The organism is Xanthomonas vasicola pv. musacearum NCPPB 4379 (genome assembly GCF_000277895.2).
Taxonomy (GTDB): Bacteria; Pseudomonadota; Gammaproteobacteria; order Xanthomonadales; family Xanthomonadaceae; genus Xanthomonas; species Xanthomonas vasicola.
This window is the reverse complement of record NZ_CP034655.1, coordinates 649,939-671,779: the sequence shown is the minus strand read 5'-3', so window position 1 is coordinate 671,779 and position 21,841 is coordinate 649,939. Positions and strand designations below refer to the sequence as shown.

General features: G+C 62.8%; 15 protein-coding genes, 2 other RNA genes and 4 pseudogenes. 9 read left to right on the top strand and 12 right to left on the bottom strand.

Annotation, left to right across the window (positions count from 1 at the left end):
* Nucleotides 1–25: 25 nt before the first annotated feature.
* Nucleotides 26–928: a CorA family divalent cation transporter gene (locus KWO_RS03135; RefSeq protein WP_010376093.1), complete on the bottom strand. Its 903-nt coding sequence runs from the start codon at nt 926–928 to the stop codon at nt 26–28.
* A gap of 245 nt (nt 929–1,173) precedes the next feature.
* Between KWO_RS03135 and xopV the strand changes: the two genes are divergently transcribed.
* The gene (xopV, locus tag KWO_RS03130) at nt 1,174–2,169 is read left to right on the top strand and encodes a XopV/AopV family type III secretion system effector (RefSeq protein ID WP_026112391.1); all 996 of its coding nucleotides are present in this window, start codon (nt 1,174–1,176) and stop codon (nt 2,167–2,169) included.
* 87 nt (nt 2,170–2,256) lie between these two features.
* Here the strand turns inward: xopV and cycA are convergent, their stop codons facing one another.
* Complete coding sequence (gene cycA / locus KWO_RS03125; protein WP_010376097.1) at nt 2,257–3,636, bottom strand: D-serine/D-alanine/glycine transporter; 1,380 nt, start codon at nt 3,634–3,636, stop codon at nt 2,257–2,259.
* A 145-nt stretch (nt 3,637–3,781) separates the two neighbouring features.
* Here cycA and KWO_RS22415 point away from each other — a divergent pair, with 145 nt between their 5' ends.
* Nucleotides 3,782–3,967 carry a hypothetical protein gene (locus tag KWO_RS22415; protein WP_140416057.1) on the top strand — a complete coding sequence of 62 codons (186 nt, stop codon included), beginning with the start codon at nt 3,782–3,784 and terminating at the stop codon, nt 3,965–3,967.
* Nucleotides 3,968–4,213: 246 nt separating this feature from the next.
* Complete coding sequence (locus KWO_RS03115) at nt 4,214–5,983, top strand: expansin EXLX1 family cellulose-binding protein (RefSeq protein WP_010376099.1); 1,770 nt, start codon at nt 4,214–4,216, stop codon at nt 5,981–5,983.
* Between the two features lie 62 nt (nt 5,984–6,045).
* Here the strand turns inward: KWO_RS03115 and KWO_RS03110 are convergent.
* Nucleotides 6,046–6,119: non-coding RNA, sX9 sRNA (locus tag KWO_RS03110), on the bottom strand.
* Between the two features lie 211 nt (nt 6,120–6,330).
* Complete coding sequence (locus KWO_RS03105; protein WP_010376103.1) at nt 6,331–6,546, bottom strand: hypothetical protein; 216 nt, start codon at nt 6,544–6,546, stop codon at nt 6,331–6,333.
* Nucleotides 6,547–6,920: 374 nt separating this feature from the next.
* On the opposite strand from KWO_RS03105, the gene KWO_RS03100 reads away from it, so the two are divergent.
* The gene (locus tag KWO_RS03100; protein WP_010376106.1) at nt 6,921–7,694 is read left to right on the top strand and encodes a transporter substrate-binding domain-containing protein; all 774 of its coding nucleotides are present in this window, start codon (nt 6,921–6,923) and stop codon (nt 7,692–7,694) included.
* Between the two features lie 108 nt (nt 7,695–7,802).
* Here KWO_RS03100 and KWO_RS03095 read toward each other — a convergent pair whose 3' ends face one another.
* The gene (locus KWO_RS03095) at nt 7,803–8,678 is read right to left on the bottom strand and encodes a DMT family transporter (RefSeq protein WP_010368347.1); all 876 of its coding nucleotides are present in this window, start codon (nt 8,676–8,678) and stop codon (nt 7,803–7,805) included.
* A gap of 169 nt (nt 8,679–8,847) precedes the next feature.
* On the opposite strand from KWO_RS03095, the gene KWO_RS03090 reads away from it, so the two are divergent.
* The gene (locus tag KWO_RS03090; RefSeq protein ID WP_227479789.1) at nt 8,848–9,762 is read left to right on the top strand and encodes a class I SAM-dependent methyltransferase; all 915 of its coding nucleotides are present in this window, start codon (nt 8,848–8,850) and stop codon (nt 9,760–9,762) included.
* A 315-nt stretch (nt 9,763–10,077) separates the two neighbouring features.
* Nucleotides 10,078–10,521, top strand: coding sequence for a hypothetical protein (locus KWO_RS03080; RefSeq protein WP_010368350.1), 444 nt, complete (start codon nt 10,078–10,080; stop codon nt 10,519–10,521).
* Between the two features lie 19 nt (nt 10,522–10,540).
* On the opposite strand, the gene KWO_RS03075 is transcribed toward KWO_RS03080, so the two are convergent.
* The gene (locus KWO_RS03075; RefSeq protein WP_026113144.1) at nt 10,541–10,735 is read right to left on the bottom strand and encodes a hypothetical protein; all 195 of its coding nucleotides are present in this window, start codon (nt 10,733–10,735) and stop codon (nt 10,541–10,543) included.
* 342 nt (nt 10,736–11,077) lie between these two features.
* Nucleotides 11,078–12,948, bottom strand: a pseudogene (locus KWO_RS03070) (GGDEF domain-containing protein).
* 699 nt (nt 12,949–13,647) lie between these two features.
* On the opposite strand from KWO_RS03070, the gene KWO_RS03065 reads away from it, so the two are divergent.
* The gene (locus KWO_RS03065; RefSeq protein ID WP_010368353.1) at nt 13,648–14,739 is read left to right on the top strand and encodes a DUF1615 domain-containing protein; all 1,092 of its coding nucleotides are present in this window, start codon (nt 13,648–13,650) and stop codon (nt 14,737–14,739) included.
* A gap of 50 nt (nt 14,740–14,789) precedes the next feature.
* Here KWO_RS03065 and KWO_RS03060 read toward each other — a convergent pair.
* Nucleotides 14,790–15,755, bottom strand: a pseudogene (locus KWO_RS03060) (GAD-like domain-containing protein); the annotation flags it as partial.
* Nucleotides 15,756–16,277: 522 nt separating this feature from the next.
* On the opposite strand from KWO_RS03060, the gene KWO_RS03055 reads away from it, so the two are divergent.
* Nucleotides 16,278–18,602 carry a S9 family peptidase gene (locus KWO_RS03055; RefSeq protein ID WP_017112930.1) on the top strand — a complete coding sequence of 775 codons (2,325 nt, stop codon included), beginning with the start codon at nt 16,278–16,280 and terminating at the stop codon, nt 18,600–18,602.
* Between the two features lie 126 nt (nt 18,603–18,728).
* On the opposite strand, the gene KWO_RS03050 is transcribed toward KWO_RS03055, so the two are convergent.
* Both KWO_RS03050 and KWO_RS03045 read right to left on the bottom strand, forming a co-directional pair.
* Nucleotides 18,729–18,795, bottom strand: a non-coding RNA gene (locus tag KWO_RS03050) — sX9 sRNA.
* A gap of 59 nt (nt 18,796–18,854) precedes the next feature.
* Nucleotides 18,855–19,300: pseudogene (locus KWO_RS03045) on the bottom strand (alpha/beta hydrolase family protein); the annotation flags it as partial.
* A gap of 399 nt (nt 19,301–19,699) precedes the next feature.
* Here KWO_RS03045 and KWO_RS03035 point away from each other — a divergent pair.
* On the top strand, nt 19,700–20,161 hold the full coding sequence (locus KWO_RS03035; protein ID WP_010376122.1) for a DUF4126 family protein: 462 nt from the start codon (nt 19,700–19,702) through the stop codon (nt 20,159–20,161).
* Nucleotides 20,162–20,271: 110 nt separating this feature from the next.
* On the opposite strand, the pseudogene KWO_RS03030 reads toward KWO_RS03035, so the two are convergent.
* Together KWO_RS03030 and KWO_RS03025 are read right to left on the bottom strand one after the other, a co-directional pair.
* A pseudogene (locus tag KWO_RS03030) lies at nt 20,272–20,488 on the bottom strand (VOC family protein); the annotation flags it as partial.
* A 73-nt stretch (nt 20,489–20,561) separates the two neighbouring features.
* Complete coding sequence (locus tag KWO_RS03025) at nt 20,562–21,536, bottom strand: glutathione S-transferase family protein (RefSeq protein WP_010376126.1); 975 nt, start codon at nt 21,534–21,536, stop codon at nt 20,562–20,564.
* Between the last annotated feature and the right edge of the window lie 305 nt (nt 21,537–21,841).

Below are 21,841 nucleotides of genomic sequence, written 5' to 3'. Positions count from 1 at the left end.
CCTACGGTTTTTCGGCTCTGATGCATCACACCCATCCACGCTTGCGAAACCACGCCAGCGGCACCACCACGCTTAGCGCGATGATCCCCAGCGCCCAGAAATAGTTGTCGTGCCCCTTGAGTTCGGGCATGTAGGCGAAGTTCATGCCCCAGATGCCGACCAGCACGGTGGGTGGGATGCCGACCACCGATGCCACTGCCATCACCTTCATCACGTTGTTCTGGTCGATGTTGATCATGCCCAGCACGCTGTCGAGCAGGAACTCGATGCGGTCGTCCATGTGTTGATGGAATTCGCTCAGGGTGGTCAGGTCCTTGTGCAGCGAGGTGATGCGTTTGGCCGCATCGGCGCCGAACCAGTCCGGCGCGGTACCATCCAGATACGTCACCAGACGCAGCATGCCCTGCCCGGCGCTATGCAGCCCGCCGAGCTGGCGGCCCATGTCGCCGACCTGGTGCAACATGCGCTCCAGATCCTTGGTTTTGTGTGGGCTGTCGAACACCTGCCGCGTGGTCTCGGTCACCGCTGCTTCGAGTGCCTCAAGCCGGTCTGCCAGCCGCCCGACCAGTTGATCGAACATGCGTAACAGCAAATCGTCCGAGCTATGGCAGGGCTCGTGTTCCAGCCGCGCGGTCAAGTCCTCCAACGAGCCGATGCGCTGCTCGCGCAAGGTCACCAGCATGGTCGGCGACAGCGCAAACCCCAGCGGCGCGGTGGGGCCGTCATCGTCCTGAAAACGCGGCACATTGAGAAACAGCACATCGCCCTGGCGGCGTACCCGGCTGCTGAATTCAATCTCGCCAATCGCCGCACGATCGGGCAAGGCAAACTCCACCTTTTCAGCGGCCTGCGCCAACTCTTGCGGACTCGGCTGGCACAAGTCGACCCAACAGTGCTGGGTTCCGGCAATCGGGTGGATCGTGATCATGCATCGGCTGTGAGATGAAAGAGCCCAAGCATCCTCCGCGTCCACCATGGCGTCAACGCCGGCACATGCCCGTCGGCGATGGAGCCGACGGAGGCGATGGCCGCGCCTGCCCACGCATGCGATCGCCGTGCGGTTTGTGCAAGTCAGCGAAAGCGTTCGCCAAATCGCACATCGATTCTGCTGTGAGCGGTATGCACGTTCTGGCTGCCTTACATTTTCCGCTCACGCATCCAAGGAGTACGCACATGAAAGTCTCCGGCTCGGCGTCTCGCGCACTACACGAGCATATCGGTCATGTTGATCCGCGACATGCCCCATCGGTTTGCGACGACATCCAAATCGGCGCCCACCCCCAGCTCCGCGGGCTGCCTCGCATGCGCCGAAGCGCATCAGCCAAGGAGCAATCGCGGGCGTTCGTCGCAGACAGCAGCCATCTCGATGCGCTGTTCGGCAGCACCCAGCCCGCGCGCGGAAAGCATCTGAAAGACGGTACCCACCGGACGCCGATCCAGGCTCAGGAAATAGAAGCGCCTGCTGGCGGCCATGCGCGCGTCAAGATCAATCCAACACGCCTGTTCGTCTCGACCGCTCCGGCACTGGAGATGCCGCCTCGTCTCGATCCAAGCAAACTATCCAAAGATCTCGGGCTGGGCGAGGATGCCATCGATCGCATCAGGAGCACCCCGACGTTCCACGAACAGGCTGAAACCGGCGCTCCGTCCGTTACGCCACTCGCTCAGCGGCTGCGCCTGGACGATCTGCGCGACAAGAAAGTGGAGTACAAATGGAACATCGCTAGTAATGGCAGCTTGGTCATCGGCGAAGGGCATCCTGGCGTAGTCTTGGACGAGCCGATGACAAGCAAGGAGGCGCGAAAGAAGAAGCAGCCATACGCGCAAGGCCATGTCACCCTCGTGGGCGGCCAACCGTGGAACAAGACCCCCTGGCAGGAAAATCGCCTGATACCCCAAGCGCGCATCAGCGGCACCCTGTACTACAACCCGGACGGCGAGCTCTGTATCGATAACGATTCGGGGCGGTTCAGCGAATATGCCGACCGAACATCACAGCATCTGGAAAACGTCGCCAAGCTCTTTCAGAACTACGGTCTACCGGTAAAGCCGCAATGGAAAGCAAAGAAACAGATCCCGTTGCAGCGTCTGCCCGCCGGCGCGGCCATAGCGCCGCCGAGGCCGGCAGAGGAAGGCGAAGCGGCGCATCCTGATCCAAACGGTAAATGATCCACCGTACACGCGCATCGCCATGACGGCTCGCAGCGTGCGGTCACATCCGCACGCTGCACACGCGATGCGTTACGTACGGATCGCTCAGCGCTGCCGGTTCTCGCGGCGTTTGATTGCATAGCCAATGGCCGCCAGGACCAAGAGCCACACCGGACTGGCCAGCAAGGCCTGACGCGTGTCGTCCTGCAAGGTCAGCAGCACGATGACGAAGGCGAAGAACGCCAGGCACACGTAGCACATCAGCACGCCGCCGGGCATCTTGAATGCCGAGGCTGCGTGTTGTTCCGGGCGCTTGCGGCGGTAGGCAATGTAGGCGCACAGAATCAACGACCACACGAACATGAAAAGCACCGCCGACAACGTGGTGACCAGCGTAAACGCGGTGACCAGGTTAGGAATCAGATACACCAACATCGCGCCCAGCAGCAGGCACAGGCAGGAAAACAGCAGGCCGCGCGCCGGCACCGCCGCACGCGACAGCTTGGCGAAGCCCTTCGGCGCATGCTGTTCTTCGGCCAGGCCGTAAAGCATGCGGCTGGTGGAGAAGATGCCGCTATTGGCCGACGAGGTGGCCGAGGTCAGCACCACGAAGTTGATCAGGCTCGCTGCCGCGGGCACGCCGGCCAGCACGAACAACTCCACGAACGGGCTCTTGTCAGCCACGACCTGCCGCCACGGCGTCACCGCCATGATGGCGATCAGGGCGAGCACGTAGAAGATCAAAATGCGCACCGGGATCGAGTTGATCGCCTTGGGCAGATTGCGGCGCGGGTCGGCGGTTTCTGCAGCCGTGGTGCCGACCAACTCGATACCGACGAAAGCGAACACCGCAATCTGGAAGCCGGCAAAGAACCCGCCGATGCCCATCGGGAACATGCCGCCGTCGTTCCACAGATTCGACAGCGAGGCCACGTTGCCCGACGGCGAACGGAAACCCCACACCACCAGGCCGGCACCGGTAATGATCAACGCGGCAATGGCGATGATCTTGATCAGCGCAAACCAGAATTCCATCTCGCCAAACAACTTCACCGTGACCAGATTCAGGCTCAGCAGCAACAACACGCACAAGACCGCGGGAATCCACGGCGCCAATCCTGGAAACCAGAACTGCGCATAGGCCGCAATGGCGATGACATCGGCGATGGCGGTGATGATCCAGCAAAACCAGTACGTCCATCCGCAGAAGAATCCGGCCCAGGGCCCGAGCAAGTCGGTGGAGAAGTAGATGAACGACTTGTAGTCCAGATTGGAGAGCAGCAGCTCGCCCATCGCGCGCATCACGAAAAACAACATCGCGCCGATGATGAGATAGACGAACAGGATCGACGGCCCGGCCAGACTGATGGTCTTGCCAGAGCCCATGAACAGGCCGGTACCGATCGCCCCGCCGATGGCGATCAACTGCAAGTGGCGATTGGACAGGCTGCGTTGCAGATGATCGGGCGCGGACGGGTCAGACATGGGCACGGCACCGGAAAGTGAACAAGTCGTCAAAAATACGAGATCGCGGCAACGCACACCAGGGGTTGCGCTGTCACGGCCGCGAAGTCACGGATGCGGCTGCGCATGTTGGCTGGTTGCCCCATCATGGTGCGTCGGTCATGGCATGCTGCTTCCCGCTTTTGAGAAGGCGATAAGCGCTTCGACGCCGCGCTCGCTGGATACAGCCGGCGTGCCCGTCGCCCATGCACGGCGACCGCTGGCCTGCGTGTCATCCAGCTATCGGCAGGACGTGCTGATCGACATTTCCGCACGTGACCGGTTGATGCGATGCAAGATCGTGTGTGCGTGATCGCCCACCACGGCAAAGCGCAGCGCGACGCGTTGCCCACGACAGCTACCGCGTGCGGTTGGGCCATCGATGCAACCTGCACCTTAGCGATCAAGCACGCCGCCGCTAAAAAACAGCGATGCCCATTCCAGTGCGGTCGCACGCAGCAGCCAACGGCTACGCTTCTGCCCGCTTCCTTGACTGCGCGCACGGACCGCGCAGCAGGTTTGCTGGTTTCCTGCGCAGTCCCAACCCTCAGGAGCCCCCATGAACTCACTCTCTCGTCTGCTGCTCATGCTGGCACTGCTGACACCCGTCACCGCGCTGGCCGTACAGGTCGATGCACAGGGACGTATCGTCGACACACATGGCCAGGCAATGCAGCTCCGCGGCGTCACCTGGCCCGGCTTCGATCGCGCAACGCACGTGGCCGCCGGCTTGCACAGCACGACGCTGCAGCAGGTACTGGATCAACTACAGGCCGCCGACATCAACGCGCTGCGCCTACCGGTCTGTGCAGCGACACTCCGGGCCGCTGCGGTGGCCCCCACCGATGTCGCCGGCGACCCAGCACTGCTTGGCTTGAATTCCTTACAGGTGCTCGATGCCGTCGTGCGTGCCAGCACCCAACGCGGCATGCAGCTGATGTTGGCCTTCGCCGATGCCGGTTGCGATGACAGCGCGCCGCAGTTGGGCCCGCAGCAACAGGCCTGGATCGATGGCCTCGCCACTCTTGCACGCCGCTATGCAAACACAACCGGCGTCATCGGCATCGATCTGGGTAGCAGCGGCTATCGCAATGCCACCTGGGCAGGCACCGTGGCCGAGGCGGATTGGAATCGCGTTGCCGCGCATGCAGCATCGGCGGTATTGAAGCATGCGCCGGGCTGGGTCATCGGCGTGGAAGGCGTGGGCAGCAATGCGGTGTGCAGCGATGCGGCGCGCAAGGCGGCCGGCAGCAATCTGCAGCCACTTGCCTGCGTGCCGCTGCGCATTCCCGCTGCGCGCCTGGTATTGATGCCCAAGCTGGCTGGGCCGGATCGCGATGCGGCGGATGTATTTGCAGCGAATGATTTTGCTGCCGCATTGCCTGCCGGCTGGCAACGCGACTTCGGTCAATTCGCAGCCGATCACGCGGTGCTGCCGGTCAGCATCGGCGGCGGCTTGGGCGATGGCGACCCGCGCGACCCGGCGTGGCAGCACGCATTGAGCACCTATCTGGCCGCTACCGGCATGCGCAGCGCGTTTCTCGGCAGCTGGGAAATCGGCAACGCCAACAATGGTGGCCTGCTCGCCCACGATGGCACACCGCGTGCCGACAAACTGCAAGTGCTGCAGCAGGCGTGGGGCCTCACCGCAACCACCACTGCGTCAGCGGCAGAAACATCAGGCACGGCCGCTTCCACCAAGGCTAACCGTTGGAACGGCACGTTCAGCGGCACTGCAACCTATACGGGTTCTGGCTATTCCGGCGGCGCGCTGTTGCTGGATCCGATTCCAAGCACGGCATTCATCACCGCACTCAATCCAACCCAGCTGAATTTCGGCGGGGTCAAGGCTGCACTGGCCGGCGCCTATCTCGAAGTGACCGGCCCCAAGGGCAAGACCACCGTCTACGTCACCGACCTCTACCCCAAAGCCGCATCCGGCAACCTGGATCTTTCGCACAATGCCTTCGCCGCGATCGGCAACATGGTGGACGGGCACATTCCGATCAGTTGGAAGGTGGTGCGCGCGCCGATCACCGGCAATGTGCAATACCGCATCAAGGAAGGCAGTTCACGCTGGTGGGCCGCACTCCAGGTGCGCAATCATGCCTATCCGGTAATCAAGTTCGAGGTAAAACAGGGCCGCACGTGGAAGAGCCTGCAGAAGACGGATTACAACCACTTCATCGGCGAACAACTGGGCAACCAACCGCTGTCCATCCGCATCACCGATATCCGCGGCAAGGTCATCGCCGACACACTTCCCGCACTACCGGAGGACTCCAGTCAGAAGGCATACTTCGCACCTGGGAATGTGCAGTTTCCATGACTGGCGGAGAGTTGCTTGAGTGTCGTATCGCTCCGCGAACTTCTGCTAGGCATCTTCAGAGAAGTCAGCAAACATATCGAGCAGTCGTTGAGCGGCATGGACGGCGCATAGGAAGCGATGTTTCCGCGTGGGGCATGCAGATTCCAAGCGCCGGCCGCTACCCCATGGCGACGGCACGGCAGGTTTGATCACCGCTTTCGACTCTTTCCCAATGGGCGAGAAAGCGTGGCATTCGCGGTACGGGCGCGCCTGAATTGGGCCGCCCGTACCAAAGGCGCGAGACTCTGCAGGGAGGTCCGCTTAGGGAGCGAACAAAGTTTCACTACCAGCAGTGGCAGACTCAACTCTCAACCACCAGCAAGCCCGCCACCTGCCCGCCCGGGCAATGCAGCATCGTCCTCCTGCTCCAGATCGCCCACTTCATCATTCAGACCACCGCGCCGTGGCGGCTGTTCTTCCAGCGGCGTGTCTTCTTCGTTGGTATCGGGATCGGGCGTGCCATGCGCCAGGACGCCTTCCTTGATGCTGGTCATGGGCCGCGCAGTGCGTGGGTTGAGATGCATGTGTGACTCCGGTGGAATTCAACAGGAGCATTGACGCTAGGTAGCAGCGCGCTACAGCAACGTGAGCCTGCGGGCAGATACCGTGATGTGCTGTTGACGTCGTGCTGTTGACGTCGTGCTGTTGACGTCGTGCTGTTGACGTCGTGCTGTTGACGTAGTGCTGTTGACAAAGTGCAGTCGAGATAGGCGACCGCGGGCGCGGACTCTCAACGCATCCAGCGTGCACAACACACTACCGCGCAACTACGTCCACGGTGATGGATGCCACTTCCAAGCCGGCAGGCAAGCCGAAACTGGCCTGCATCCCACGTCTTCTTGCAACGCAGGCGGCTCCAGCCGCCGCTATGATGCACGCTCCCCCCTGAGACTACGCCATGCGCTATCGCATCTGCCTTGCATTGGTATTGAGCTGCGGCATGGCGCACGCAGCCGCACCGGCGTCGCGCCTGGATGTGGTACTGCAATCCGGCGTGCTGCGCGTGTGCACTACTGGCGACTACCGTCCTTATTCGTTGCTGCGTGAGGACGGGCAGTTCGAAGGCAGCGACATCGATCTGGCGCAGTCACTGGCCACCAGCCTGGGCGCACGCGTGCGCTTCGTGCGCACCAGCTGGCCGCAACTGATGCCCGACCTGCTTGCCGAGCGGTGCGACATCGCCGTCGGCGGCATTTCGGTGACCTTGCAGCGGCAACGCCAGGCCAGCTTCAGCGCGGTACTGGATGTGGACGGCAAGATTCCGCTGGTGCGCTGCGCCGACCAGGCGCGCTACCGCAGTATGGAACAGCTCAACCGGCCCCAGGTGCGTGTCATTGAACCACCGGGCGGCACCAACGAAGCCTTCGCACGGTGCGAATTACCACGCGCAAACGTGCGGCTGTTTGCCGACAACACCACCATCTTTGAGGAACTGCTGGAGCAGCGCGCAGACGTCATGATCACCGACGCCTCCGAAGCGCTGTACCAACAGGCACGGCTGCCAGGCCTGTGCGCCATTGCACCCGAACACCCGCTGCAATACAGCGAAAAAGCCTTCCTGCTCCCGCGCGACGACCAGGCCTGGAAAGCCTATGTCGACCAATGGCTGCACCTGAGCAAGGCCAGCGGCGAGTATCGGCGCATCGTTGAGGGCTGGCGTAAGCCGCGCTAATTGGGGCGGGATTAGGGATTGATGATTGGGGATTCGCAAGCACCAAAGCACGCGTTGTGTCGACCACGCTTTTACGGCTCCACAATCCCGACTCCCCAATGCCCGCCGTCAAACAATCTTGGTCCGCCGCCACCAGCGCGACACCTGCTCCTCGCGAACCAGGGTAAACAAACCAGCGCCCAGAATCAGCGCGATGCCCACAGCCATCGGCCAGTCCAGATGATCGTGAAACAGCAGGTAGCCGAAAGCGATCGCCCATAGCATCTGGCTGTATTGCGTAGGCGCCACCACGCTGACCGGCGCCATGCGCGTGGCGTACATCATGCAGATGGCGGCCAAGCCAGCGAGCAGGCCGTAACCCGCCAACAGGCCCCATTGGTACAGCGTGGGCCAGACGAAGGTCGGCAGCATCATGATCCCACCCATCACCAACGGGCCGATCACGCCGGCGCCATAGAGGGTCAGGCGCTTTTCGCTATGCCCGGCCATGCGCAAGGCGATCACCGAGATGGCGCCGACCAGGCCACACACGATCGCCGCCACATGCCCGTGGGTGAGATGCCGAAAGCCGGGACGCAGCACGATCAACACGCCGATGAAGCCGACGATCACGGCCGACCAGCGCCGCCAGTGCACTTCTTCCTTGAGGAAGATCACCGACAACACGGTGACGAAGATCGGCATCAGGAAGATCAGCGCGAACGCTTCGGCCATCGGCAAGGTAGTGAAGGCAATCACCGAGGTGAGATTGCCGATGGCACCGGTGAGCGCACGCAGCAGCCACAGTGCGGGCTGCTTGGCCATCACCAGCTCGCGCAGCTGGTCGTCCGGTTTTTTCAGGAATGGCACCGCCAGCAGCATCAGCAATGCGCCGAGAAACAGCACTTCATAGACCGGCAGCGTGCCTTCGAGCAGCTTCACGAACGCATCGCTGATCGAATAGGCCGCATAGCAGGCGAACCCCAACAACACACCCTTCAGCATTGCCCACACTCCACAGTTGACGCCGATCGAACCAGATGTCGATACGGATTGCATGCAGTATGCGGCGCGGAGTGTGTCAGCGAAACGGCGTGCACAGTCGACCTCGGTGATGCGCGTGGGCACCGCGACGGCCACTCACAGCATGCTCGGCCACGACGGGTCGGTTACGATGCCGCTCCCATCCTTGCATCCGTGCGGTATCGTCCGCGCGTCGCACACAGAGTTGTCAGCCGTGCCCCACTACTCCGGCCCCTTACTCGTTCTCGCCGATGTCCAAGCGCTGCTTGCCGCGCGCGGAAGTGGTCTGACTCATTGGACCGGGTCGCTCGACCTGGGCCGCAGCACCGACACCGCCCAACTCGATGCGCACAGCTGGCAGTGGCGCGGCCGCGGTTATCCGTATCCGGGCAAGCTCAAGGACCGCACGCTGTACTTCTGGGACGGCGATGATTTCGCGCCGATCTCGCGCTACAGCGGCGCGCTGATCAAGCTGGTACCCACCGAATGGGGCGCGCCAACGTTCGAGGTCGACGGCATCAAGATGCTGCCCTCGGCGCAGCTGTCGCCGTTCGAAGATGCGCGGCGCAAAGTGGCCTTGGTGAATCCGCGCGGCAAGACCGTGCTGGATACCTGCGGCGGCCTGGGCTACTTCGCCGCCTGCTGCCTGGAGGCCGGCGTCGCCCAGTTGCTCTCGTTCGAAAAGAATGCCGATGTGCTGTGGCTGCGCACACTCAACCCATGGTCGCCGGATCCAGACGCAGCTGCTGCCGACGGACGCCTGCAGCTGACACATGCTGATGTCGCGCAGCAGATTGCCACGCTGGCCGACGATTCGGTCGATGCCGTCCTGCATGATCCACCGCGGTTTGGCATTGCTGGCGAGCTGTATTCGCAGGTGTTCTACGATCAACTGGCACGCGTGCTCCGCCGTGGCGGGCGGCTGTTTCACTACACCGGCGCGCCCAACAGACTTACCAGCGGGCGCGATGTGCCCAATGAAGTAAGCAAGCGTCTGGCCAAGGCCGGCTTCACCACGCAACTTGCGCTCGATGGCGTGCTGGCGACCTTGCCTGCACGGCGCTGAGTGCTTGTCTTCGCGCTGTGAAGCTGGCAACAAGACGTAGTTAATTATCGTCTGGCAGCTGCAATGCAGCGCTCGCCAACAGCACGTATGCGCACTGCATGTCGAGGCACAACACCCACACCAGCATTGCGGTCACCGCAGCGGTTGCATCGATTGCGGCAGGCCGCCGGAGGGATCTGCGATACTGCCCCGCCCTCGACACGGACGTTGCATGCGCACCCTTTTGATCGCTAGCTCGTTGGCCTCGCTGCTGGTCACCGCTCACCCACGCGTGCGCAGACGCCATCGGCATCGCCAAGCGCATCACCACAGCCGATGTCTGCAGTGACCACGCGCTATCCGGTTACCACTGCAACGCTGGCAGGGCGTGAGATCCGGCTGGGCGAACACGAAGGCAAATGCACCGTGGTGCGCGACGGCGACGTCCTGGTACTGGGCATCGGCGCACCTTGCTACTTCAGCATCGACCGTCAGCACGCCGCACAGGTCCATCACTTCCATGGCAGCGACATCGTGCTGGTACAGCATGCGCATCCCACCTCACGACGGGACTGGGACGTGGCTGTGTATGGGCCCATCTGTGCCTTCGAAGCACAAGCGGTTCGCGAAGTCGGCGGCGTGCTGGAACCCGGCAGCGTCGCCGGCTCCTGGCATTGCGATCCCACCGCAGGCACCGACCAGAAGCAGTTCGTTTACAGCTACAACACCTGGCCCATGCGCGCTGCGCAGCTGCGTGCACGCAAGCAGAAAACGCCCTGAGTGTATTTGAGCGGCACGCTCACCGTCGGCGACGGCGTAACGTCCAGTTCGCATACGCAAACCCGACGATGATCGCCAATAGCATGCAGCTTAGTAGTGCATCCCACCCGATGGATGCCCAGAAGCGATGCGGGTCGCTTTCGGCGAGAAAGATCCTAGCTGGCCGACCCCGGATGACGCTGACATAGCGGCCCTGGAGGATCGCGTCGCGCAACAACCACACGCGTGCGCAGCATGCGACCGCCACGAGCACAGCCAATCAAGCGACGATCCAGTCAGTTATACGCGAGGCGGCACCTCTAGATGGCGGCAACGGGGATGGACGAGGTTTTTTCAAGCGCAAATGTCTTACGTGATAGCGGTGCAGTTTAGGCCTGCAGGGGTTTAGCTCACCTGCATGCGACATGCAGGGCGCAAGCCTGTTGCCGGTTGCATCGTGCCGACGCACGTGCGCGTGCTGGCAATCGATGCGCAACACATAAGAGCATTCAAACGCTGTGGTGCGACAACGCTGATGCACCCATCCTGCGCCATGAACGCAGCGCGCATCAAGCGATCAACATACCGCCCATTGATCGCGCCCTGCGGTCTTAGCGGCATACAGGGCCAGATCGGCCTGGCTCAGCAATACATCCAGCCCGGTATCGGCGACGACGCGCACCGCGCCCATGCAAAAACGCACCGGTTGATCGGTCGGCAGGCCGGCGATCTCGATTGCCGCCACCGCACTGCGCAGGCGCGAAAAGACCGCAGGAATCTCTTCTTCACTGCAGCTTGGCAGCACCAGCAGGAATTCTTCGCCGCCCAGTCGGCCCAGGCGGTCTTGCATGCGCAACGCCAGCCGCGACGCACTCGCCAGCGCCTTGAGCACCGCATCGCCGACGGCATGTCCATATACGTCGTTGATCTGCTTGAAGTGGTCCAGATCGATCAACGCCAGCATGCACGGCGTGTGCGAGCGCAAGGCCTGCTCGATTTGCTGCTGCGCCTTGGCGCGAATGGCGCGCCGGTTGGGCAGGCCGGTGAGTTCGTCGTGCATCGCCAGTCGCGACAGCTGGCGGCGGTGACGTGCGCCGAATGCCAGTACCACCAGTGCACCGATCAGCAACAGGCAGGCCGCGCACAACGCGATCCACAAGGCGCGCTGACCCGCTTCGCGCGCCTGCAATGCCAGTCGCGAGGTTTCGCTGCGACGGCGCAGCTCGGCCGTTTCAGCGCCACGACGTGCATCTTCGTAGCGTGCCTGCAGCCGCAACATCACGGTATCGCGCTGCCGGTCCAGACTCTGCGCGCGCAGTGTGTTGGCGCGTTGCAGTTCTTGCTAGGCCTCGGCATGACGACCTTGCGATGCCAGCGCCTCTGCGATCGCGTCGATCAATTGCGCGCGTCGACTCAAGGTTAGGTTAGGGTCGTCTGCGGCCTTGGCGGCGATGATTTGGGCACCAAGATCGTCGGCCTTCAACGCGGTCAAGGCCTGCAGCAAGACGGCGTGGCACGCCGCCACGCGACCGATGTTGTCTTGTTTCTGCATCAATGGCAGCGCCTCACGCGCCATCGTCACTGCAGAGGCGGCATCGCCGGTTTCGATCAGGGCCTCGCTGGCGCTGGTCAGCGCTGCAGCCACGCCGGCCTGGTCGCGCAGCTCGCGGCTGAGTGCCAACGCGCGCCTGAAATGCAGCAACGCCGCTTCGGGTTGGCGTGCCGCCAGCACAGTGCCGAACTCGTATTCGATCAGGCTGCGCTGGAAGCGTGCCGGCTGATCATGTAGGCGCGAGAGCGCGTGTTGCAGGTAGTCCTCGGTTTCATTGTCTCCGGCGGCGCCGCCACCGACGCGGCTGGCCAATGACCCGAGTTGCGTCAACGCATCGAGCTCCAGCACCAGGATCTCTCGCGCGCCGCACATTGGTAACTGGCCTGCCCCGCGCTCCAGGATTCATCGCTGCTGCCTGAAGCAAGCATGCTCCACATGTCGATCGCCTCCACTTCGCACAGCAGGTCGTTGCGGCCCAGCGCGCGCGTGCGTTGACGTAGTGCTTCCAAGCGCGCCACCATGATGCGATTGGGATTTTCGCGCACATCGCTGAGCGCCTGCACGATGTCCAACCACAGCTGCGCTTGCGTGGCGTTGCCGTGCAACTGGTCGAGCTTCCCGCGCGCTTGCACAAGCACGACCTGGCGGCGTTCGCTGTCTTCCAACGAAATGAGCACGCGTGCCTGCGCCAGCAAAGCCCAGAATTCGGCATCCACTTCATGATCGCGACTAGCCCGCTGCAGTGCGCCTTGCGCGATCTGCAATGCGGCCACAGGGTCGTCGATGGCTGCCGCCTCGATCGTCTTCCACGGCTGCGGCTGCGCCAACGCCACGGCGCTGCCTAGCAGCAACACAAACGCAGGGAGCACGCGCCACCGGGCGACAAGCAGGCTCATCGCGCCATCACGTCGATGACGGGCCGCAGCGCGCGCACGCCGAGGTCGTTCCACCTCCACGCGCGTGGCGACTTGCTGGTTGCTGCGGCATTTCAAGCACTCCCACGTTTGGACAGCGATGGAATCCAGCCGAATCTGCGGCGAAATCGCAATATTCCCAATGTCATACAACTGCAATGATGACCGACGCACGTGACAGATCCCGTGATCGACGCGGAAGCGGACGCGTTCGTTGTCGGCCCGAGTGGGCCAGTCTTGAGTCTCGATGACGAAATGAGTCAAATGGTGCTTGCATCGGCGCAGACCCGCTGGGGACGGCGTTGGGGCGGGAATTGCTGGGCGCTTTCAGGGCTGCCGTACAGGCACTCGCTGCCTAGGTCTGCAGCCGAGCATTGAGTGCTATCAATGAATGCCGTCCGTCTCCCGACATCTCGCCGGACATGCTTGGTTGGATAACGCAGCACACCGCAATGCTTGAAACGGCATCCAGAACGACTCAATCGCCTGACTTCGCGATGCAACTGAAGCAATGCACCTGAAGCAATGCAACTAGCACTCCAATATATCTTTTCCCAATCCTGCTGCCGTTGGTATGCAAGGGCAATGCAGCCTCACGCATAAGCAAGATGAAGGCTCCCGCAGGCGCGCCGCGTAAACTGGCGTACGGCAGCTGCCGCCCCTCGATCTTCCGGAGACGCCGTGACCTTGCCCCTGCCCCGCCTGCTCACGCTGCTCGTCATCGCCTTGCTATCGGCCTGCGCTACCCAGGCGCCGCGCGCACCGCAACGTTCGCCGGATGCGGTCAAGGCCGATATCGCGCGGCGCCTACCGGCAACCTTGCCCGACCGCGCCGGCTGGGCCAGCGATGTGTATGTGGCGCTGTCTTCGCAGGCGTTGGACACCAGCGCCGAGCACATTTGCGCAGTGCTGGCAGTGACCGAGCAGGAGTCGACCTACCAGGCCAATCCGGTGGTGCCCAACCTGGGCAAGATCGCGCGTGCGGAGATCGACCGCCGCGCCAGTGCGCACCACATCCCAGCTTTCATGGTCGATGCCGCCTTGCGTCTGAATTCGCCGGATGGCCGCAGCTATGCCACGCGCATCGCTGCCGCACGCACCGAGCAGGCATTGAGCCGCATCTTCGAAGACTTCACCGGCAGCGTGCCGTTGGGCGCGCGGTTGTTCGACGGGTTCAACCCGGTGCATACCGCCGGGCCGATGCAGGTGAGCATCGCGTTTGCAGAACAGCACGCGCAGCGCTATCCCTACCCGCCCGGTGATTCGATCCGCCATGAAGTCTTCAGCCGCCGTGGCGGGCTGTGGTTCGGCACGCTGCATCTGCTGGGGTACCCAGCCAACTACGACGCGCTACTGTATCGCTTCGCCGATTTCAATGCCGGTTGGTACGCCAGCCGCAACGCCGCCTTCCAGGCCGCGCTAAGCAAGGCCAGCGGGATTGCACTGGCTCTGGACGGCGATCTGCTCACGCCGGGCGCCAGCCTGGATGCACCCGGCAGTACCGAGCGCGCCGCACGCAGCCTGGGCAGCCAGCTGGCGATGAGCGACCGCGAGATCCGCCGCGCACTGGAGGCAGGCAACACCGCTGATTTCGCAGACACCGCGCTGTATCGCCAGGTGTTCGCGCTGGCCGAGCGCAGCGCCGGTATGCCGCTACCGCGCGCGGTGCTGCCAGGCATCACCCTGGAAAGCCCCAAGATCACCCGCACGCTCACCACCGCCTGGTTTGCGCAGCGGGTGAACGAGCGTTGGAAGCGCTGCATGAGCAAGTAAGCGACTGGCTTGCCGCGCTGCGAGCACTGCCTGCGCTGCGCACCGGCATCTCATGCCCCGCTCAGGCGACTGGTCAGCACATCGCCGACAACAGGACCATGGTCCACCTTGCCATCGCCACCGCGTTGGTATTTGATGGCGACCCGACACGCGGCAGAGTGCATCTCCCAGACCCAGCCATACAGGTCACGCCCCGTGTTTGGCGGCGAGCGCAGCGGCATGTTCATGCGCAGCCCATCGTCCTCGCCTCGGTCCAATGTACACATGACGGCGCCGGCACGGTTGTCTTAAACGTCGGGGGCGATGTCGTCCACATGGGTGATGGTGGCGATGATCGCTTCGGCATTCACCCGCTGCTGTAACGCACGTGGAAGATCGGCAAGCGGCGGCGCGGCGCGTCCACCGGATGGTTCCTCGACAAATGCATCGCTCAACGTCACTTTGCGAAAGTAGTACTCGCTGCGGCCCAACGTTTTCGAGCCATCCATGGCCGTTGCCATGTCTGCCAGTTCGTCGGCGCGCAGCAGAAACATGTCGGTCCCCGAGCGCATAACCACCAGTTGCGTATCGTTGGCATCGCTACCACTGGAATCGCTGCGCAACCGAATATCCAGCGTCACCTGTCGGTCGCCCATCTCGGTGTACGTCAGCTCATAGCTGCCCGCATACGCGCGCACATTGGTGCGTGCACGACTGCGATGATCGATTTTCCAGAACAGCAGGCGATACTGGCCGTCTGGCTCGAGCGCCACCATGCGATGCCAATCGATATACGACGACCAGTACACGCCGTGCAGGTCGTTGCTGGACTGTGGCTCGTTGAAGAGGCCCTCGAACATTGCGCGCTGCTCTGCGGGCACTGCATCACCATTGGTCGTGGGTGCAGTGGCAACGGTTGCAGACCCGTCGACCGCATCGCGAAGCCGGCTGTGCAGCGCCAATGCATCGACCTTGCTGACCCGCAGCATCTGCATCGATAACACCATCTGATCGATCTCGTAGACCTCGCAGGCAGCACCGGCGCATATGCGGCAATCAGATCCGCCGGGGCAGGCTGCGTCTTGTGCGGCGGCTGCGCCTTGATAAAAGGGGGACAGTGCCAAGCGGCGGAACCGGGACATCAGACGGCCTCCAGTCCATGTGCGTGCGTTCAGTAAACCCAAGATCGGGCCAACATGGTCATCCATGGACGCAAAGAAGCGTAGTTCATGGCGGGGACGCTCTCGTAATTAGCCGCTGACCGGTCACCGGCCCACGTGCGGTCCACGGGTGTCTCTCCCTCGATGGGCATCGAGCTCGACGCATCACAGGGTCATGCTGTAACGGTGCCAGACCAAGCGATCCGCACGGCAACCGGTGGATCGCATGTCCACCCCGCTTCGGCCACGCCCACTCGGTCGCCGAAACGCATGCGGCCCGCCGCAGTCACCAACCGCGCAAGCACGACTTCTGGCAGAGGCAGCCAGCCCTCACTGCGGGTAGCATAGGACGGTCGCGCCGACCGCAGTGCGCGCTCCTTTCGTCCCGGAGAGTCTTTCATGCCTACCCCGTTGCCGTTGCGGCACCTGTTCGTCGCCATCGCCCTGGCCACCCTACCGGCACTCGCCAGCGCCCAGACCCCTGCCGTTACCGAGGCCGACTACGCGCGCGCCGAGCGGCTGATCAACTACGCTGCACAGCCGCTGGTGGACCACGCCGCCAGCCGCATCGACTGGCTGGACGCCACGCATGTGGCTTATGTCGATCACGATGCCAAGGGCAACCGGCTGCTGCAGCTGGATACCAGCACCGGCAAGACCGCACCGCTCTTCAAACAGTCTGCGCTGGTCGCTTCGCTCAACACACTGCTGAAGACCGGCGACAGACCGCTCAAGGCCGACACCTTCGCGCCGGTGGTCAAGGTCACCGCCGATGGTCGCTACCGCCTCAATGTGCGCTATACCGCCGTGGTCTGCGATGCGCGTGCGCGTTGCAGCAAGCTGTACGCCAAGGACCAACCGGAACCGGGCGTGTTGTCGCCGGACAAGCGCAGCGAGGCCTTCATTCGCGACTGGAACCTGTGGGTGCGCGATCTCGCCAGCGGGCAGGAAACCCAGCTCACCCGCGATGGTGTGGAAAACTTCGGCTATGCCACCGACAACGCCGGCTGGCAGCACACCGACAATGCCATCGTGGCGTGGTCGCCGGACTCCAGCAAGATCGCCACCTTCCAGCAGGACCAGCGCAAGACCGGCGACATGTATCTGGTCAGCACCAAGCTGGGGCACCCGGAACTGCAGTCGTGGAAATATCCGCTGGCCGGCGACAAGGACGTGACATTGATCGAGCGCGTCATCATCGACGTGCCCACCTGCAGCGTGCTGCGCCTGAAAACACCGCCGGATCAACACCGTTCCACGTTGTGCGACGACGTGAGCTGCTCGCCGGGCCTGTGGGACGATGTGAAGTGGGCACCGGACAGCAAGACCCTGGCGTTCGCCTCCACCTCGCGCTTCCACAAGCAAACCTGGTTGCGCATCGCCGATGCCAGCACGGGCGCGGTGCGTACCGCCTTCAACGAAACCGTCAAAACCTATTACGAAAGCGGCCAGGTCGCCGCCAACTGGGCGTATCTGCCGGCCAGCAATGAGGCGGTGTGGTTCTCCGAACGCAGCGATTGGGGCCAGCTGTATCTCTACGATCTGGCCACCGGCAAACCCAAGCGCGCCATCACCACCGGCGAAGGCAACGTCACCGAGCTGCTACGCGTGGACCCGGCCACGCGCACCGCATGGTTTGTCGGCGTTGGCCGCAGCGCGGGCGTGGACCCGTACTACCAACAGCTGTGGAAAGTGAGCCTGGATGGCGGCGAGCCGGTCTTGCTCACGCCCGAACCCGCCAACCACAGCATCGCGCTGTCGCCCGATGGCGCACGTTTTGTCGATACCTATTCCACTTCGGTGACGCCGCCGGTCACGCTGCTGCGCGAGGCCGGCGACGGCCGCACCGTCAGCACCATTGTCACGGCTGATATCACCCGCCTCAAGGCTGCCGGCTGGGTGCCGCCGGAGCCCATTACGGTGAAGGCACGCGATGGCAAGACCACGTTGTATGGGTTGATGTTCAAGCCCACCCACTTCGACCCGACGCGCAAGTATCCGGTCATCGATTACGTCTACCCGGGCCCGCAGACCGGCTCGGTGGGTGGGCGTAGTTTCCTCGCCGGCCATCGCGACAACCAGTCGCTGGCCGAACTGGGCTTTATCGTGGTGGCCATCGATGGCATGGGCACGCCGTGGCGCTCCAAGAGTTTCCACGACACCTGGTACGCCAACATGGGCGATAACACCTTGCCCGACCAGGTCGCCGGCTTGAAGGAGCTTGGTCAGCGTTATCCCTGGATCGACCTGGATCGCGTCGGCATCTGGGGCCATTCCGGCGGCGGCAATGCTTCAACCGGTGCGATGCTGCTCTATCCGGATTTCTTCAAGGTGGCCTGGTCGGAAAGCGGCAATCACGACAACCGCGGCTACGAAGACGACTGGGCCGAGAAGTATCACGGCGAGCACATTGTCAACAAAGATGGCACGTCCAATTACGACGACCAGGCCAACGCCAACCACGCCAGCAAGCTCAAAGGCCGGTTGATGTTGGTGCATGGCACCCTGGACGACAACGTGCCGCCGTACCTCACCTTGCTGGTGGCCGATGCCTTGATCAAGGCCAACAAGAACTTCGACATGCTGATGCTGCCCAACGCCAAGCACGGCTATGGCGATCTCACCCCGTACGTCACCCGCCGCCGCTGGGACTATTTCGTGCAGTACCTGCTTGGCGCCACCCCGCCGGCGCAGTACCAGATGAAGCCGATGCCGGCGAATTGAGCGGCGTGGAGACTGTGCGGTGGCCGATGCTGCGCTAGGTGCACGGCTAACAGTGAGCAACCTCACGTCGCTAAGCCACACGTATCATGCGGGCAAACCCCGATGACACGTGTGGCCACTGAGAAGGGCTAACGCAACGTAGCGAGCGGTCGTCAGGGGGGCGCGGAGGAACCGGCGTGCAAGAGTGACACATGCCGATTCCGAGCACCGACTGCACTCGCCTGGCGGCTGCGCAGTCGTTATCAGCCGCTCTTATTTCGCCGTGCTGCCACCGAGCTGCTTGCTCAAAAACGCCAGCAAGCGCGTGTAGTACTCGCGACGATGTGGCTCGGTGTAGAACCCGTGGCCCTCGTTAGGGAAGTACAGCGACTCCACCGGTACACCAGCTCCCTTGAGTGCACGTTCCACACGTTTGGTGTGTTCAATCGGCGCACGCTCTTCCTTGCCGCCGGCGGCAAGAAACACCGGCACCTTGATCTGATTGGCTAGATGGACCGGCGAACGTGCGGCCAGGGTGTCGCGCGCGCCGAGCCAGTCGCCGGTCAAGTTCTTTGCCCAACGCGCGTAGCGCCCGTATCGCGCGCCATCATGTCCAGATCGTAGACGCCCACATAGCCAGCGGCGCAGCGGTACAGGGTTGGCTCCTTGGCCACACCCATCAACGCGGCATAGCCGCCGTAACTTGCGCGGTACAGGCATGCGTTCGGCCCTGAGGCATCGCTTCCGGCAATGCCTGTTTGCCTCCGTGGGTTTGGCGGTTGTCTGGCTGGCATGGCGCCGGGGTCAGTTCGCCGAGCAATGATTCTGCAAGATCGCATTGCAGGATGTTGATCACACCCCAAGGCGAAGGCCTCGGCTGCGATTAGGCACACGCGGCAGAGCTGTGCACCCATGCCACAGGAGCAACAATGCCGCCAGATAGTCTGGCGGCGCATTGCATCCGGCAAACCATCGGCATGCGGGCGCAACCGATGCGCGGCGTGCACAAGGTCTTGCCAACTCCCACACATGTCACGCCCTAGTCTGCGCAGAGTGATAACCACGTGCCACACGCAGCGCATTCCGCCTGCGATGATCGCGCACATGCAGAGGTGCACATGGCTTTGATCCACTCCATTTTGATGGGCGCTGTTGCCGGCATGCGCTCGATGACGCCGCTGGCCGCCGTCGCCAATGCTGCACGCACCGGCAAGCTGCCTGCCGACAATGGCGCGCCCGCATTGCTCGCCAATCCCCTGGCATCGGCCGGCATGCTGGCACTGGCTGGCGGCGAATTAGCCGGCGACAAGATGAAGACCGCGCCAGACCGCATCGTGCTGCCGGGAATGATCGCCCGCATCGCCACAGGCGTCATCGTCGGCACCGCCTTGGCACCGCGCGAGCAACGCGGCATTGCCGCGCTGCTCGGTGCAACGACCGCAATTGCAGCTGCCTATCTCACCTTCAACGCACGGATGCGTGCGATCGAGCGCTACGGCCAGACCAGCACCGGCGTTGTCGAAGATGCGATTTCGGTAGGTGCGGCGACGCTGATCATGCGTGATGCGGCGAAGCGATAACCTACCGCTACTTACTTCGGCCTGGTGATGGAAGACCTGCCGGTGGACGTGCAGGCCACGGTAGTGCCGGCGCTTGTTCTGCAGTCACGCCACCAGGCCTGAGCATGCAAGCCAACCGTTGCACCGTTGCCAGGGCGTGCTGGTGCATCGTCAATCGGCTCGCTCACACAAAAGGTGCTGCCCGCATGCCGATAGAACAGGCGTGTATGCCCCGAGGCCGCCTGATTGACGAACGGCGCAGGTGCCCCGAAGACGCCCTCTAACACCGCGTCGTAAAACGCACACGTACGCGCGATCGTTCGAGCCCACTATCACATGATTGAGCATGACGTCATCCTGCTAATCGTATGGGTGCGCAGCATACGCGACCGCAGCGAACACGCCATGTCGAACATGCAAGTCAGCCACCACGCCCATGGGGCGCATCCAGATCCAGCAGTGGCCCCATCGGCACGATACCGGTCGGGTTGATGGTCTCGTGACTCTGGTAGTAATGACCCTTGATGTGCTGGAAGTTCACCGTCTCGGCAATCCCCGGCATCTGATAAAGCTCGCGCAGGAATCCCGACAAGTGCGGGTAATCGGCGATGCGCCGCAGATTGCACTTGAAGTGCCCCACGTACACCGCATCGAAGCGCACCAGCGTGGTGAACAGGCGCCAGTCCGCTTCGGTGAGGCGATCGCCGCAAAGATAGCGCTGCGCGCTCAGGCGTGCTTCCAACCAATCCAGGCTTTCGAACAGCGGCACCACCGCTTCTTCATAGGCTGCCTGGGTAGTCGCAAAGCCTGCCTTGTACACGCCATTGTTGACGGTGTCATAGACACGTGCGTTGACCGCATCGATCTGCTCACGCAGCGGCTGCGGATAAAAATCGCCTTCCGTCGCCCCAACCTCATCGAAGGCGCTATTGAACATGCGGATGATATCGGCCGACTCGTTGCTCACCACTGTCTTGCGCTCGCGGTCCCACAACACCGGCACGGTCACCCGCCCGGAATAATGCGGGTCGGCCTTGAGGTACACCTCGTACAGATACTGCGCATGATGCTCGATGTCGCCAACCACACCCGGCCCGTCGGCGAAAGTCCAGCCATTTTTGCCCATCAACCAATGCACGACAGATACATCGATCATCGACTCCAGGCCTTTCAAACGACGAAAGAGCAGCGTGCGATGCGCCCACGGGCAGGCAAGCGACACATACAGGTGGTAACGTCCTGAAGCGGCCTGAAAGCCGCCCTCGCCGTGCGGGCCGGCACTGCCATCGCACGTGACCCAGTTACGAAACTTGGACTGCGAGCGCTCGAACCGCCCCTCACTCTTGCTGGTGTCATACCAACTGTCTTGCCACTTGCCATCGACCAACAAACCCATCGCGCTTTCTCCCGCCATTCCAATCAAAGACGACCGTAGTCCACCGACGTTGCAGGCTGCGTGAGCAGCTCGCCTGGATTGCGCGCGTGTGAGAGGCCATCATCAGTGATGGGGCGCAGGCATACGCAGCACCTCAGTGCACGTGCCTGACAGCAGGCAAGCAACGCGAACCTTCCACATGTAGTTTGGTACCGCTGGCACAATGGCGCGGCAGCGCCCTGGCTGACCCGCTCAGACACCCGCATTGGCGCCAACCACCCACAATCGGCGAAAATGCCAGCCTGCCGACGTCGGCCAGCGGCAAC

Bases quoted from the DNA above. Each gene is read 5' to 3' on its own strand.
- KWO_RS03135 (WP_010376093.1), bottom strand. From the start codon at position 928: ATGATCACGATCCACCCGATTGCCGGAACCCAGCACTGTTGGGTCGAC.
- xopV (WP_026112391.1), top strand. From the start codon at position 1,174: ATGAAAGTCTCCGGCTCGGCGTCTCGCGCACTACACGAGCATATCGGT.
- cycA (WP_010376097.1), bottom strand. From the start codon at position 3,636: ATGTCTGACCCGTCCGCGCCCGATCATCTGCAACGCAGCCTGTCCAAT.
- KWO_RS22415 (WP_140416057.1), top strand. From the start codon at position 3,782: ATGCTGCTTCCCGCTTTTGAGAAGGCGATAAGCGCTTCGACGCCGCGC.
- KWO_RS03115 (WP_010376099.1), top strand. From the start codon at position 4,214: ATGAACTCACTCTCTCGTCTGCTGCTCATGCTGGCACTGCTGACACCC.
- KWO_RS03105 (WP_010376103.1), bottom strand. From the start codon at position 6,546: ATGCATCTCAACCCACGCACTGCGCGGCCCATGACCAGCATCAAGGAA.
- KWO_RS03100 (WP_010376106.1), top strand. From the start codon at position 6,921: ATGCGCTATCGCATCTGCCTTGCATTGGTATTGAGCTGCGGCATGGCG.
- KWO_RS03095 (WP_010368347.1), bottom strand. From the start codon at position 8,678: ATGCTGAAGGGTGTGTTGTTGGGGTTCGCCTGCTATGCGGCCTATTCG.
- KWO_RS03090 (WP_227479789.1), top strand. From the start codon at position 8,848: ATGCCGCTCCCATCCTTGCATCCGTGCGGTATCGTCCGCGCGTCGCAC.
- KWO_RS03080 (WP_010368350.1), top strand. From the start codon at position 10,078: ATGTCTGCAGTGACCACGCGCTATCCGGTTACCACTGCAACGCTGGCA.
- KWO_RS03055 (WP_017112930.1), top strand. From the start codon at position 16,278: ATGCCTACCCCGTTGCCGTTGCGGCACCTGTTCGTCGCCATCGCCCTG.
- KWO_RS03035 (WP_010376122.1), top strand. From the start codon at position 19,700: ATGGCTTTGATCCACTCCATTTTGATGGGCGCTGTTGCCGGCATGCGC.
- KWO_RS03025 (WP_010376126.1), bottom strand. From the start codon at position 21,536: ATGGGTTTGTTGGTCGATGGCAAGTGGCAAGACAGTTGGTATGACACC.